This is a genomic window from Sphingobium sp. DC-2, assembly GCF_000722555.1.
Classification (GTDB): Bacteria; Pseudomonadota; Alphaproteobacteria; order Sphingomonadales; family Sphingomonadaceae; genus Sphingobium; species Sphingobium quisquiliarum.
In genome coordinates, this window is record NZ_JNAC01000039.1 from 26,553 (window position 1) to 41,327 (window position 14,775).

A 14,775-nucleotide genomic window follows, 5' to 3' on the forward strand; every position below is an offset into this window, starting at 1 on the left:
TAGGGCGTGACCGCCTTCAGGCAGCAGAGGGATCGGGCGCTTCGGCGTTGGTGCGGATCGGAACGGGCCGGCGCATCCGATCGAGTTCCTGCACGAGCTGCGCATTGCGGCGTTCGAGCCGTTCCGCCCGTTGCTCGGCTTCGACAGCGCGCTTCAGCAGGCTGGCATTATGTGTCGCAAGCGCGATGTTCCTGGCTTCCGCATCGCGAAGAGCAGAGCGTGTGCGATCAGCCTCGCCTGCGGCCGTTTCAGTGGCCCCCTCGCGCTGCGACTGAAGCTCACGCAGGGCGTCGAGAACGCCGGCATGGTGGGTATAGATGATGTTGCGGCCGACCCCGGCTGCTCGTGCGAGCCCGGCGACCGTTGGCGCGGTGGACGCGTTATTAGCGAGGACGCCAAGGGCTTCGCGCAGGCGTGCATCGGTGTTCGCCCGCCGACGGGCTTGTGGGGTGGACAGATCAGTCTCGGACGCCATCGGCATTTCCTTTGTCGAGCTGGGCCAAGATGCGGAGAGATTCCTGGATGCGTGCTTCGGCAAGCGCGCGGCTCTCGGCATCGAGATCATCGCGCTGGGTCAGTGCGGTGTTACGTTCAAGGCGCGCCTCCCAGACCGGCCTATGCCGGTCAGTCACGGCGAAGTTGGCGCAACTCGAGCAGGTGCTTTGCGTGCGAAGCACCGGGTTCGGCTCGCGCTCGCCGCCGAGGCAAGCGGATGTCTCCCGGCGGTAAAGGCAATAGCCCCAGTCGCAGACGCCGAGGCGCATATCCGTTTCGGCGAGGATTTCGGTAATATAGGCATCGACATCGCCCGATCCCGTGCGCCCGCGGAACGGCGATCGCTCGGAGAGCATGACGCCCGCCTTCCCCGCAACGTGCGGAGCCAGGAGCAGGTCTTCCAGCGCCTTGCGGGTTTCTTCGGCGGCCTGCTCGTCGATCAACTCGGCAAGCTCGAAGTCGGTGCCGACATAGGCCCGGTCGGTCATCGCGCGGTGGACATGCCCGAGATGGCGTTGCAGCGCCGTCAGGCCGGTGCGGTCGCGCCGCCCGATGAACCGCGAGAACGTCTTGCGCCCCTGATAGGTGGTCAGGCGCCAGGTGCCGCCTTGGTGGTCCGGCAAGGCGAGGAACGGCGCAAGCCTCTCGTTCAAGCGGACATTGACCATGGGTGACCGCAGTCGGGCGACGGGCATCATCGTCGGGAGCGGTGATCGTCCCCGACCGAGCTGGTGGAGCCAGAGATTCTTCTCGCCGCTGAGTTCGCGGAGCGGAGCGGAGAGACGCTCGAGTATGTGGATTGCGCGCTGGACCGGCTCGGGCGCGAGCCAACGGTGGATGTCGCCATGTTCCGTCAGCGACGTCTTCGTGATCGTGCCGACCAGATAGACGTGTTCCTCGCCGTCTTCGTCGGCCGCGCGCCGTTCGAGGCAGCCCTCTTCAAGTCTGAGGATCTCGGAGGCGCGCGCGCCAACAAGATAAGCGATGACGGTGAAGCAGGCATCGCCAAGCCGGTCGAGCATGAACGCCAGGCGGCGCAGTGGCCATTCCGGATTCGGATACCGATCGGCGCAGGGACATGGCTCGGCCAGCATCGCGCGTCTGATATGCCAGTGGAGCATTCGTCCATGGTGCCGTGGTCGGAGCCGTTCATACAGGTCTGCGAGACGGTCGCGCAGGGCGATTATCTGGTCCGCTGGATCGCCGAGCAACTCGATTGCCCCGCTGATCAGCGGCACGGCGATCTCGTCAGGGGTATAGGGATGACCGCCATAAGGCTTCCAGTGCCGCTTCCCGACCGAGGCGGCGCGAGGCGGTGCCGCCGGCGGTGCGTCGTCCAGCTTGTCGCGCTGCATATGGAAGGTGCGGATCGTGCCGAGATGGCCTTCGGCGGTGCTGAGCGAGAGCAACGCGCCGTTCCTGCCCGGGCGGGCGCGCAGCATCGCCACGAAGCGACCGACGGTGTCCTGATCGAGACCCCTGAAGCATCGGACGTTTTCCGCCGCCATCCATCGAACGAGGAAGCGGATATGACTGAAGTGGCCGCGGATCGTTTCCTTTCGGAGCGGCATCCGGCCTTCGGGTGGATCGTGCCGCAGCGAGAGCAGGAACAGTTCGGCCGCGTGCCGGAGCGGCGTCCACCGATCGTCGCTGAACCGGCTCCCGTCCGGCATTTCGAAGCCCCAGTTAAACGTCGTCGCGGCGGGCATGCGTTCGTTCCCGAGCAACGGCGCCGCATCCTGGGCAAGCGTGGGTGTCGGAACGGTGGCCATGAGGCTATTCTAGGTCCGGCAGCGGAGGCAAAGCGAGCATGAGCCGTTCCGCGTCCAGCATCATTGCGGGCGGGAACGCCGGGAGCAGGTCTTGCGTCAGCACCTGAAGGCTGGGCGCGTAGAAGAGGCCGAACCGGATCGGGTCGATCCGCTCCCGCGCCGTTTCAAGATGCCGGGTGGCCTGGACGATGCGCGCGAGATGATCCGGGTCGATCGGGACGATCAGGCCCGGACAGGCAAGGCAACCTCCCAGTTTCGGGCACACCCGGCCAGGATGGGCATGTCTACTGTCAGTCGGGCGAAGGCAGTCGTGGCCGAACAGCGCCGTCACCGGCGCGCCGGTATCCGGTCCTCGATGTTGCGCGCTATCCGAGATTGTCTCGCCGCGGACCCATGTGATCATCAGCGCCTGAAGTCGGGCGATCGTATCGCGTTCGAGGCGGCGAACGGCATCGCCGTCGACATAGATATCGGTGGTGGCGACACTCGCATGATTAAGGACCGCCTTGGCCGCCATGATGTCGCCCTGCGATGCCGTATAATGGGCGCTTGCCATGCTGCTGCGGAACAGCTTGGGCGAGAAGTCGGGAAGCAGCGCACGAGGCTTTTCGGGATGCGCTTCGTTCCACGAGGCGATTGCGGCGTTCTGGCGCTGGTAGAAGCGCAACATTGCCGATCGCAACGTCGCCTGCACGATATGGCCGGCTTGATGATCACGCTCGAGGCGGCCGGTCGTCATGAGGAAGCGATGCAGGAACAGCCGATCGCGCCTGGACGGTTCCACATGCGGCAACAACGGCGCCGTCATCGCAAGGAGCTTTTCTATCAGGCGAGGCGCCGCATAGGGTCGGCGATTGTCAAACGATCGCCGTTGCATGCGTTTCACCTTGCCGCCGGCGCGGGGTTTCACCCACTCAACCATGACGCGATGTCGTTCGAGTGGATGGGGCACCAGGCAGTCCCGCTTGATCTGACGAAGCGGGCCGGCATTTGCCGCGGTCTGGATCAGCAGCACGATATAGAACGCAACCAGCGTGTCGGTCGTAAGGTGGAGATAGCCTTCGAGCTCGCGGAACCCGCCTATCTCGGCGATCCGCTGCCGATCGGGCTTGTTAAGGTCCGAGCCTCGAGCGGGCGGCATGACGCCGTGGCCGAGGCGGTGGAGCTTCCAGATCCAGCGATCCGTTCGGCGGTCCGGCCACCATGGAGCGACAAGTTCGGAAGAGCGACGATGATTTGCCCGTGCTGGAACTTGTCCCAGGCAGTGTCGATCTCGGCATAGCAGACTGCCAGTAGGGCGCGCATTGCGGCGGGTGTCAGCCTGTCTTGGGGTAGCCGCTGGACGCCGGCGAGCGGGATCGGATTGTTGGGAACGGCGAAGCCCGGTGCGAACAAGCCCGGATTGTCGGCGATCGCGCGCTTAAGGACCGGCCGGATCATACCGAGCTGACCGGATTGCGACTGGACGCCGCGCCTGCGCCCGTTGGTGGGGTTCGCCAGCCATGTAATGAACCGGCGGATCGTCGCCGTATCGAGGTCGACCGCGCGCCTGACACGCGCATCTTCGCACAGGAACCTGCCAAACACACGCAGCGCGAACCAGCGTGCGGTGCGCGTGGCGGCGCTGGATGCCACATCGTGATCGCGGAAGGCGCGCGAGATGGCTGCGCTGATGTCATCCGGCATTCCGAACAGCACCGGGTTGAAGCGTTGGACGATCCTGCCCCATTCGTCGCGGAACTGGATTTCGGCGATCTCAGCCGGATGGTCCGTCGGCGTCGGTTCGAGCCGAAGCGTCCGGTCGAGGCGGCTCCTAGCCATCGGCCGGGATCAACTCGCCATAGAGATAGGCGAGGCTTTCGCTCAGGTCGCGCTCGTGCAGTTCGACGCAGCGCAGATAGATCGCCGTCGTCGTGATCGAAGCGTGACCGAGCAGCACCTGCACGACCTTGAGCGGATTGAGATCGGGATTGGTGCGGGCCTGTACCTGAAGCCGGGCGAGCATCGCCATCGCGAAGGTGTGGCGCAGCCAATGCAGCGTGCCTTGAAGCCCCGCGACTGCGAACGCTTCCGCGAGTTGCGCCGTCAAGAGCTTGCGCGTCATGGTGCGGCCATGCTCGTTCAGCAGGAGATTGGACGGCGCGCGGTAGCGCCGGTCGGAACGGCGGATACGGCGGACGATCCGGGCGCGTTCCTCGCCGATATACCAGTGCGTATGATCGAGCAGCCGAAGCGGCGGATAGGCCGTCCTTGGCCGGTCGCCCTTGGTGATATGCAGCGGCACGCCGACCAGCGGATCGCTATCGAGGTCGAGCGGCCAGCTATCAGGGATCTGACCGACGGCGAGCGCGCAAAGTTCCTTGCGCCGCAGACCCGCTCCGAGCGCCCATTGCGCGGCAAGTCGCGCAGTCGGCCTGAGATGCGCGAACAGCCGCGCCAGTTCGTCGGCGCGCAACGGCCGCGGCAACTTTTCAGGGCGCGAGACGATCAGCTCGTTGACTTGGCGCCGCTGGAAGCCTGGGCGATAGGCACCATCAAGCATCAGCGTCATCTTCTCGGTCAACCGGAACGGGCAATGGTCGATCAGCCCTCGGTCGAGCGCCCAACCATAGAAGCGGCAGACGGTCGAGACACGCGCATTGATTGTGGTCCGGGCATAAGGCCGCCCGGTATGCGTGCTGGGATTCTCCAGCATCCGGTTGCGATAAGCAGCGATGACACGCTCATCGGCCTCGCGCCATTCGATCCCCGATTGTTCGAGCGGGTCGAACCAGTCGTGGAGATGTTCGCCATAGGTCCGGACGGTTTCGGATGCCTGAGCTCCCCCGCGCAACTCGGCATGCTCCATTAGCCAGACGAAGGCAGGTTCGATGATCGCCATCTTGGCGTCGAAGAGGATTGGGAAGCCGACAGGTATCCCCGGCTCGCCGATAGTTGCCCGGAGGATCGATACCATTCAGTAATTCCCATCGTGGCGGGAAAGGGACCATATCGCTATCGCGCAAGTCGCGGATGAGAAGATCGCCAGAATGAAATCTTCCAAGGCGTATCGACACGTTGCAACGCATGTCGCTTGGAGTCCCTGTCCTGACGGGCATCGCCGACCGACTCGATCGATACCACTCATGTCGGATATCGACCAATATACTTTTCGATGTCAGCCTAAGTTGGTACCCTCGCTCATGAAAGCGGGGGAAGCATGCAAGATCTAAATGTCATTGAGGCGCAGCTGGCGCGCGTTCTGGGTTTTTTTCCGAGAGTGGATACAAAGGTCGGCGGTCTCTTCACCGTGAACTCTGCGGTGTTGACGATCAGCGCGCTCAATGTTCAGGCTGGTGACCTTAAACAATGGTACATCGCTGTTCCTGCATTTTTACTGATTCTGGGTTTGGTTGGATCTTACACCTTTCTATACCGGTGTAACTTTCCTGATCTCGAGGGCGGTCAAGGCAGCTTAATCTACTTCGCAGCAATTCAGAACCGGACGGAGACGAAATTCAAGGTCGAGTACGAGGCGATCAGCGAGGTCGATTATCGCGCGGATATGCTCGGCCAAATCTGGCGAAATTCCCATATCCTTTGCGAGAAATATCGCGCCATCGCCATGGCAATCCGCATAACGCTGGCCACGTTACTGCCATTTACTATCTTTCTTGTGATGACGGCGATAGAACATACCCGCATGCCCGTGATCGGCGGGTGACCTAATGGCATTGAAAGACGAGCTCACAGACGCGGTCGATGGTATCCTCGGGACGGCGTTTGAGGAGCGGGACGGCAAAAAAATACCCGCCTCGTCCGACGTTGCCCTCGCAAACGGGGCCGTAAAACTGGACGCTGCCTTTCTTTATGCTGATCTTGCTGGGTCCGGGCTCATCGCGAAGATCTGTCCATGGGATACGACAGCCAAGATAATCCGCGCATATCTGGATTGTTCGGTCCGTATCATCAGGGCCCATGGCGGAGAAATCAGGAGTTTTGATGGCGATCGCGTAATGGGTGTGTTCATAGGTGACACGATGCGCACGAGCGCCGTCAAATCGGCACTCAAGATACAATGGGCGACCCAGAATCTGATCCAGAAAAAGGCTTTAGAGCGGTTCAATTCTGTGAAGAACAATGACGTAAAGATTCGGCAGGCATGTGGCATCGACGTCGGGATTTCTCGTGCGGTTCGCGCCGGTATCCGCAATAACAACGATTTGATCTGGATTGGCCGGCCGCCGAGTTTTGCCGCTAAATTGTCCGATAATCGGGAGTATCCCTACTGCACCTTCATTTCGGCGGCGGTATACAAGAAGATGCTGGACGAGGCGAAGCTCAGCAAAGGCGTAGACATGTGGGAAAAGCGTACCATGAAGTTCGCCGGCGTGGACGAGGATGTCTATCGTTCGAAATATGAGTGGACGCCCTGACAGGGCCAACTCACTCCGTTACCGTGCGCCGGCTATCGCTCGTTCGAGCGTAGCTGGTCGAGAATGTCGAGGGCAACTTCCCTGATTTCCTTCGCGACGGCCGGCGTCTCGCCGCGATCCAATCTCAGTGCGACTGATAGCGGTTCGACCGTCCGACCTTCCTCGGATTCAAACAAGGAAGTCAGTTCGGCGCCTAGGCCAGCGCGTGCAAGTTCGAGGCTGGTGTCCACAAAGCTCGGGATAAGCTCTCGACGACTCTCGAGTTCCGGCAGCGCGGCACTGAGGTGTGCCATGGCCGCTTGGACGTCACCGCGCTTGACTTCCAAGGGAGCGAGAAAGAGGCGGGCTTCGGTCAGATCCGGGTCACGCTTGAGGGCCTCAGAACCATCTTCGATCTTGGACTGGAGTTCGCGATCGATCAACTGGGCGCGCGCCAACAGGCATTTGGGATTGTCGGGATCGGCCTCCATCGCCCGACCGATCAATTCCTGCGCATCGGAAGGGGCAGAGATGCGTGCAAGACCGGTCAACGCGGAAACGCCGACATCGTTGAGCGCGAGCGCCGCCGCGAAATGCTCGCGAGCACCTTCTTCATCGTGTCGCCGGGCAGCAATATCCCCTTGGAGGACGAGGCTGCAATAACAGTGCTCGTTGGCAGCGAGAGCTTCGTCCAGTAGTTCGAGGGCATCGTCATCATCGCCGTGGTGGACGAGTAGCTCCGCAACCTCGCGCATCGGACCGCATGCGCCGCTTTCTAGGACGGCCTCGACTGCCTTTCGCAGAGCGCTTTCTGCGTCCGCATCCGATGCCGATTTTTCCATGAGCAAGCGCGCCAGGCGGACCCATGCCGGCTCACCGTCCTCCAGTGTCGTGGCATGACGATAAGCGTTTTCGGCGCGGTCCAGGCGTCGACTTTGGCTGAAAATGTCTCCGGCGGTGATCCACGCCCATGCATCGTCTGCATGTTTTGTGACCATGGTGTCGGCTATCTGGACAATGGCTTCTGCCGGTTCGCCCAGATTGCGCATCGCGGTCGAGAGCATTCTATAGACTGCAGGATTATCGGCACCGATCGCGACGCTGCGGTCGAGTGCTTCGCGCGCCTCGGCAAACTTTTCCTCCGCCGAGAGGAAAGCGCCGAGGTCAGCCCACGCCATCCAATCCTCGCCACCCTCTGCGACTTGCCGGAGCAGCGATATTGCCTCTTCTGCACGTCCTGTGCCGGTCAACAGGGTTGCAAGCAAGTGCCTGGAATCCGAACGGTCATTACTGTCCTCGAGCGCTTGGCGCAGGATCATCTCGGCTTCGCTATCCTTGTCGCGTCGCAACAGAATCCTGGCGAAGTGCGCGGCGGCATCGTCCGTCAGCTCTCCAAGCGCGGCAGCGCGGCGATACAAGTAGAGCGCGCCATCTTCATCATCGTTCCTGTCACGCAGGCGCGCAAGATGAAGGATTGCCGGCGTGCAAGCAGGATCGATTTCCAATGCCCGGTTGAAGGCAGCCTCGGCCTGCTCGGTCTGGCCGGCGAACGACAGCATCAGCCCGAGCATCGAATGCACTCCGGGATTTGCCGGATCCCGTTCCACGGCCCGCTCGGCGGCACTGATGGACTCGTCATGCTCGTGGAGCTGAAGATGCGCAAACGCCAATTGTATGAATGGCATCGGGTTCGAAGGGCTGATCGCGGCCGCGTCGGCGAGCAGTTGCTTGGCCCGGTCGGCATCCTCATTTTCGACCGCGTCGCGAGCCTCGCGAAGCAATCTTTCGAGGGTAGCATCGCCGTCGCCGTCGAGAGCTTCAGCATCGGTCAAACCCGGCGCAATTTCCGCCGGCAAGACGTCCTGACGCAAGGACTGGAGAAAATCGGCCGGTGTCTGTGCGAGGATACGGGCCCGAACGGTCTCGGGTTGCCCCGTCAAAATGGCATCGAAGGCCCAGTGGTAATCGGTCCGCTTCGCAGGTTCGAACCGGCATGCCTCGTCGACGAGTTTCGCCGTGGTTGCAACAAGCTCATCACGATCATAATATTCGGTCATGAACGCGACCAGCGCGCGAACACGGCTAGAGGGGTGGCTACGCCGTCGCATAAGATAGTAGATATTGAACAGCCGCTCAGCGGCATAATAGAGCACCGATCGCCCTCGGCCCTGTTCTTTCAGCACCGATCCCCGGTCACTCAACCGTCCAAGCATGGCCGAGGCCGTATTGACGTTCACGCGCGCCGCCTCGGCGATCTGCTTTGCGGTGCTCGGGTCCCATGCGTCGAGCAGCGCAGCAAATACCTTCCGCTCGACAGCGGGCAGCGTATCGAGTTGGCTTTTGAAATATTCGGTGTTCTGGTCAATCAGTTGGTTCAGGTTGCCCATCAGGTCGCCAAGCGATGGCGTGCGCATGAAATCGGCCAGGATGTGTATCAGCCGCGGGCTACCGCCGGTCAGAATCTGCAAGGGCCGAATGCGGGCACGCGGAACGTCGTGCGTGGTAAGGGCAGCCCATAACGCGTGGCACTCCTCAAGAGTGAGCGGCCGAAGCGGCAGGATGCGGTAACCATCGAGGGGGCGACCGGAATTCTCATCACTCGATTGCGCGACGGAGGTTGCGAGGACCCCGAAAACCGTCTCGTCTGCCAAGGCATTGAGAAGGATGGAACGGTCGCTGCCGATCTGATCGTTCAGGAGCATGTGGAAATTCTCGACGACGACAAGCAGGCGCTTGCCGGCATCGGCGGCCACCTCGCGCAAGATCTCGAGGCAACGCTCGAGGAGAGGTTGCTCATCGACAATTCCCATCGCCTCGCGGTGTTGCGCTTTCAGGATTGGCTCGCCCGCATCCTCTGCCAGATGGAAGAGGCACTCGAGAAAAAATTCCCCTGGGGTTGTCACGGTATAGCTTTCCTCGCCGAGGAAGATCGGCTGCCACCGTGCCCGCAGGCCTTCATCGGTGCTGATTTCCGCTAGTACCCGGCGACACATGGTGGTTTTTCCAGCGCCACGCGGAGCGACGAGGATAATCCGCGGTGTTGCCGCTCCCCTCAGGACGGTGAGGATCTCAGCAAGCTCAGGTTGCCGGACGACAAAATTCGATACGGCCTCGTCATCGGACTGAAAGGCCGGATTGAATTTGTACGCCATCGCAAGCGTCCTCTTTTGAATCACCTAAAAGCAACACCCCCGTAGCCGCCATCAAATTTGTTGGCAAACAGAATAAAATGGTTTAAGAGGTGCCAACAAATCTGCTGGCAGGTGTCTGCGAGCCGAAACAATCAGGGATTTCAGAGCCATGGCGAAGAAGGTGTGGAAGAGCGAGACGACCGACAAGCGGGTGGCGACTCGCCTGAAGGAGGTCGAAAGGGTGGAAATCAAGGACTATGTGCGGGACACCGACCTGCACGGCCTTGCGCGCAACAAGGCGTACCGCGTCGACGGCGTTCATATCTACGCTGATATTCTGAATTTGGGAGAGATGTTGCAGTCGACCCAGATTGAAGGCGAGACCTGCCATAAGCGTGCATTGCGCTTCCTCAACCTCCACTACCGGGCGGTCTACCGGATCATCGCGGCGGTCGATGCGATCCAGGTCGATTTCCACAATCAGCGACTGCACATGGTGGTGGCCAAGCCCTATGGTGACGAGCCTGGCCGAGTGAACAAGGCGATTGCCATTGGGCAGTTGATCATGGACGTTCTCGCCCAGACCGGCGAGAATGGCGACGAGAAGATCCCGGCTGCGAAGGTCAGGGTCGGCATCGATACGGGCCTCGCGCTGGCTGTGCGCAACGGACGCCGCGGCAGCTCCGAACCGCTCTTCCTGGGTGTGCCGGCCAATCATGCGGCCAAGCGCGCTGGTGGCGGCATCGCGACCGGCATCTACCTATCGAACGAAGCCCGCGCAGCAGTCGATCTGACCGAAGTCGATGACGAAGATCTCAGCCCGCTGAGCGCGTCGGAGGTCGAGGCCAGCCAGGATGAGGCTTCCCTTGCGGTCACGGCCGATGGGGTCGTCCGGGACTGGCAAAAGGATCTCGAAGCAAATCCGATCGGGAAATTCTGTTTTAGCGGCCACACTCCGCCGTTCGCCAACCTCGACCTGGAGTTGCTGAGCCCAGGTAATTCGCGGCGCAATGATGCTATCTCCGTATATGCGGATATCGATGGGTTCACCGCCTACGTCGCCGACCATATCGATGATGATGACGAAGCAATGAATGTCGTGCGCGCGCTTCATGTGCTGCGCGCGGAACTGGACGCGGTGCTGACGGAGGATTTCGGCGGGCGCAAAGTCCGGTTTGTCGGAGACTGCGTCCATGGCGTTATCGGCGAGGGAACGGCCCAGACCACCGATATGGAAGCGAGCGCAAGCACCGCGATCTTGTGTGCCGGCGGTTTGCGCAGCGGTTTCGATCGGGCGCTGGAATTGCTTGAGGATGAGGGCATCGACGTGGCCGGGCTCGGGATCGCGATCGGTTTCGATGCCGGTCCTGTCACGCTGACGCGCCTGGGAATGAAGGGATCGATGATCCGCTGCGCAACGGGCCGCGCCGTGCTGGCATCCGAGAATGAGCAACGGCGCTGTGCCGGCGACGAGACAGCGCTCGGGTCGGTTGCCTATGGATGGTGCTCCGAAGCGGGCCAGAAGATTTTTGGGTCGAGCCGCAAGCGCGCCGGGCTTAGCTTTGAAGTGGCACTTAAAGAGCTGGCGGACGAGGGTGACAAGACCGCCGAGGCTGCCAAGGTCGCAAAGGCGGCGATGGCGATGGGCTTGCTCGAGCCTGTACTGGCGGCTCCGGCAACTGCCGCCTCCAGCGCCTTTCGTTTCCCGAATCGCGATGCCACGCCAACCAAGCCGGCAGGTTTCGCCTAATGTGGTATATGGGTGAACTGGGCCGCCTGGCATCGGAACAGGCGGCACTGGCCGATCTCGAGACGCGGCAGGCCTGGTTCACCGTTATCGGCATGTACTTCGACGATCAGGTCCGGCTCTGCTTCGACGCCGAGATCGAGGTCGTGGGCAAGCGATATCCCGTACGATTGACCTATCCGCAAACGTTCCCGTTCACGCCGATTTCGATTCTTCCGCAGACGCCTGAGCGCTGGTCAGACCATCAATGGGGACGGGGCGAACTTTGCCTCGAATGGGGTCCGGATAATTGGGTGCCCGATATCACCGGAGCCCAGATGGTAGAAAGCGCTCACCGGCTGCTCCTCCACGAGGCTCCGAACGAGATTGGCGAGCAGCCGGTCGCGCCGTCGCGTCATGTCGAAAGCCTGGGTCAGCAACTGCGCGGCTCAGCCGTTGGCTTCGTGCTTACGCGGTCGCTTGCGAATAAGCTCGCCGGGATCCCCGGCGGGCAGCTGCTCCCGATGGGCTTCCTCATGCGCTCGACGGCGCAGGTTGTGATACCCTTGACTATGGGCAACGAAGCCGCCGCGCCGTGGCGCGACCCGGTAGTGCCGGAAGGCCTGAAGCAATCCAGTCTTTCGCTGACAGGACATGTCGCTGTTCTGCCTGCCGGTTCGACGGTCCCTGCGGTGTGGACAGCATCAGCGTTCAAGGCCGCGTTGGCCGACATGGGCTGTGCCTATCCCGAGGGGTATTTTTCCAACATACTCGATCTGTGTCTTGTCTGGGTAGATGGTTCGGCACGAATGTTCTGGCTAAAGGACGAGGCGAACACAGCCACGGAATTCAAGTGCCTGCCGGAAGGCGGCGGGATGCGGTCGGATCCTTCCCGAGCGGCATTGGCGAGGAAGACGGTGGGCCTTGTGGGCTGCGGCTCAGCGGGCGGCAAGATCGCGGCCAGCCTTGCGCGCAGCGGGGTTCGCAATTTCCTGCTGATCGATGACGACGTGATGCTTCCCGAAAATCTCGTCCGGAACGATCTCGACTGGGAGGCGATCGGCGAGCACAAGGCAGAGGGCCTGAAGCGCAGGATCGAGATGATTGCTCCAGGCACCAAATGCACTGTCCGGCGCCAGCAGCTCGCGGGCCAGGAAAGCAGCGGGAGTATCGACGGGGCGCTGACGCTCTTGCAGGCGTGCGACCTCATCATCGATGCCACGGCCAACCCACACGTGTTCAACCTTCTCGGCTCGGTCGTGGCCGCGGCGAAGAAGCCGCTCGTATGGCTTGAAATATTCGGTGGTGGTTTCGGCGGCTTGATCGCCCGGTCCCGGCCTGGGATCGATCCGCTGCCGCAGGTGGCTCGGGCGCGGATTGAAGCTGTATGTGCCGAGAGAAACGTCGCCGCCCCACGCACGACGGGCGGATATGGCATCGCCGCATCGGATGGTCCGATGATTGCGGACGACGCGGACGTTGCGGTGATCGCGGCACACGCTACGCGTTTCGTCATCGATATCCTTGCGTCACCCGAGGACTCCGCTTTTCCCGTCTCGGCTTATCTGATCGGGCTAAAAGCAGAATGGCTGTTCCTTCAGCCATTCCACACTTTTCCGATCGACCTCGGTCAGCCCGAACCTGAAGCCGAACAAGCCGTCGACGTGAATGGCTTGGCTATCGTGCAGAGATTGATCAAGGAGCGTCATGATCGTATCGCTCCCGCCTGACCTAATTGCGAAATTCGAGAAAGCATTGTCGCGCGCTGGACCCCGCGAAATTGGTGGGGTGCTCGTCGGTGAGCATGTCGCCGATGCAGAATTTCGAATCGTCGATATATCTGTTCAGCATTCAGGCGGAACTGTGAGTTGCTTTGTGCGCAAGCCCGAGAAGCACAAAGGCTTCATAAAGCGCTTCTTCCGGCGTACCGGCGCGGACTATACGCGGTTCAACTATCTGGGCGAGTGGCACTCCCACCCGCTCTATCTCCCGGTGCCGAGCGCCGTCGATTTCGCGCAGATGCAGCAGATCGTTGAGGATGGGCCGAATGCACCTTTGTTTGCGGTTTTGCTCATCGTTCGCCTGGGCGAGCATAAGCGTATCGATTTCGGAGCGATGGCGTTCACAAAGGGCTCGGCCCCGACGCCGGTCCAGATCCGTGTGAGTGAGCGGCCGGACTGTGATCCGACCCTTCCCAATCGCCTGATAGCATGGCGGTGGAAGAGACCTGGCTGGTGGCCATCGAGCGATGTGAACAGGAGCGAGGCATGAGTTTGAAGAAGCGATTTGAGGATCGCGAGGTGCTGATCGACGCGCTTCTGGGCCAGAAGATCATTCGCGGTGACCGTGCAATTGCCGCAGCCTTTGCCGATTCCGGCGATCTGACGGAGTTTGCGGCCGGACAAAACGTTCTTGAGCAAGGGGAGAATGATCGGTCGGTTCACTTCCTCCTATCCGGCCGGGGCCAGATCATTATCAACGGAGTACGGCTTTATCCGCGTGAGCCAGGCTGCACCGTTGGAGAGATGTCCGCGATCAACCCGAGTATCGGACGATCCGCGACCATCGAGGCTGTGGAAAATGTGCTCACGCTGAAGGTCGACCATGTGAAGTTCGCCGAGGTCGGCAACGCACATCCCGAGATGTGGCGACTAGTCGCGCAGGATCTCGCGTCTCGGCTCGAGCAACGCAATCGCTTCGTGAACCGCGCCAATGTTCGCCCGCGCATCTTCATGATTTGCTCAGCCGAAGCGCTCTCGATTGCGAAGTCGATCCGTGTCGGACTCTCTCATGACGCGGATATCGAGATTTGGAGCGACGATATGATCTTCCCTGCCGGTGGCTATCCGATTGAAGCGCTGGAGGAACAGGTCAATATTGCCGATTTCGGCATAGCGCTCTGCGAGCCGGATGATCTGGTGACGGCCCGGGGTAAAACTTCGGCGGTTCCGCGCGACAATGTTATCTTCGAGCTGGGATTCTTCATGTCACGTCTCGGGCGTCATCGCACTTTATTGTTGGTGCCTCAGCGCACTGACGTGACGCTACCATCCGACTTCAAGGGACTAACGCCGCTCCCTTATGCTACGGCGGATAAAGCTAGCGACCGCGCCGTCGCGCTTGGGCCGGTGATCGATCGGATCAGCGCTATCATCGAGGAAAAAGGAGTGCGCGCCTCGCTCATCGAGAACAAGTGACAGGCATGACCTATCGCGTTTCAGGAGCACAATCCGAAGCCTTCGCCGGAAGGAAGAAGG

12 protein-coding genes are annotated in these 14,775 nt (G+C 61.3%); 6 read left to right on the plus strand and 6 right to left on the minus strand.

Annotated elements, in window-relative coordinates; genetic code table 11:
- Positions 1–16: 16 nt before the first annotated feature.
- The 5 genes from ET21_RS0108145 to ET21_RS0108160 are packed head-to-tail and all read right to left on the minus strand — an operon-like array spanning position 17 to position 5,223.
- Positions 17–475 (minus strand): hypothetical protein, encoded by a 459-nt coding sequence (locus ET21_RS0108145; RefSeq protein WP_030539273.1) that lies wholly within the window; start codon positions 473–475, stop codon positions 17–19.
- Complete coding sequence (locus ET21_RS0108150) at positions 459–2,267, minus strand: integrase (RefSeq protein WP_030539274.1); 1,809 nt, start codon at positions 2,265–2,267, stop codon at positions 459–461. Before ET21_RS0108150 ends, ET21_RS0108145 begins: the two co-directional genes overlap by 17 nt.
- A gap of 4 nt (positions 2,268–2,271) precedes the next feature.
- A complete protein-coding gene (locus ET21_RS28440) occupies positions 2,272–3,408 on the minus strand; it encodes a hypothetical protein (protein ID WP_237751515.1) in 1,137 nt (378 codons plus the stop codon).
- Positions 3,348–4,088, minus strand: coding sequence for a hypothetical protein (locus ET21_RS28445; RefSeq protein ID WP_237751516.1), 741 nt, complete (start codon positions 4,086–4,088; stop codon positions 3,348–3,350). Before ET21_RS28445 ends, ET21_RS28440 begins: the two co-directional genes overlap by 61 nt.
- Positions 4,081–5,223 (minus strand): tyrosine-type recombinase/integrase, encoded by a 1,143-nt coding sequence (locus ET21_RS0108160; RefSeq protein WP_030539275.1) that lies wholly within the window; start codon positions 5,221–5,223, stop codon positions 4,081–4,083. The genes ET21_RS28445 and ET21_RS0108160 overlap by 8 nt, the downstream gene beginning before the upstream one ends.
- A gap of 243 nt (positions 5,224–5,466) precedes the next feature.
- Between ET21_RS0108160 and ET21_RS0108165 the strand changes: the two genes are divergently transcribed.
- Together ET21_RS0108165 and ET21_RS0108170 are read left to right on the plus strand one after the other, a co-directional pair.
- A complete protein-coding gene (locus tag ET21_RS0108165; protein WP_030539276.1) occupies positions 5,467–5,970 on the plus strand; it encodes a Pycsar system effector family protein in 504 nt (167 codons plus the stop codon).
- A gap of 4 nt (positions 5,971–5,974) precedes the next feature.
- Positions 5,975–6,682, plus strand: coding sequence for an adenylate/guanylate cyclase domain-containing protein (locus ET21_RS0108170; protein ID WP_030539277.1), 708 nt, complete (start codon positions 5,975–5,977; stop codon positions 6,680–6,682).
- Positions 6,683–6,714: 32 nt separating this feature from the next.
- On the opposite strand, the gene ET21_RS26505 is transcribed toward ET21_RS0108170, so the two are convergent.
- The gene (locus ET21_RS26505) at positions 6,715–9,813 is read right to left on the minus strand and encodes a tetratricopeptide repeat protein (RefSeq protein WP_051768062.1); all 3,099 of its coding nucleotides are present in this window, start codon (positions 9,811–9,813) and stop codon (positions 6,715–6,717) included.
- Positions 9,814–9,961: 148 nt separating this feature from the next.
- Between ET21_RS26505 and ET21_RS0108180 the strand changes: the two genes are divergently transcribed.
- Genes ET21_RS0108180 through ET21_RS0108195 form a run of 4 tightly spaced genes read left to right on the plus strand, consistent with a single transcriptional unit; the run spans position 9,962 to position 14,715 of the window.
- Positions 9,962–11,542, plus strand: a complete 1,581-nt coding sequence (locus ET21_RS0108180; RefSeq protein ID WP_030539279.1) for an adenylate/guanylate cyclase domain-containing protein — start codon at positions 9,962–9,964, stop codon at positions 11,540–11,542.
- 8 nt (positions 11,543–11,550) lie between these two features.
- Positions 11,551–13,248, plus strand: coding sequence for an E2/E1-associated domain-containing protein (locus ET21_RS0108185; protein WP_162180692.1), 1,698 nt, complete (start codon positions 11,551–11,553; stop codon positions 13,246–13,248).
- Positions 13,226–13,789 (plus strand): Mov34/MPN/PAD-1 family protein, encoded by a 564-nt coding sequence (locus tag ET21_RS26510; RefSeq protein WP_081856638.1) that lies wholly within the window; start codon positions 13,226–13,228, stop codon positions 13,787–13,789. Before ET21_RS0108185 ends, ET21_RS26510 begins: the two co-directional genes overlap by 23 nt.
- Positions 13,786–14,715 carry a TIR domain-containing protein gene (locus ET21_RS0108195; RefSeq protein WP_030539282.1) on the plus strand — a complete coding sequence of 310 codons (930 nt, stop codon included), beginning with the start codon at positions 13,786–13,788 and terminating at the stop codon, positions 14,713–14,715. Before ET21_RS26510 ends, ET21_RS0108195 begins: the two co-directional genes overlap by 4 nt.
- The last annotated feature ends 60 nt before the right edge of the window (positions 14,716–14,775 follow it).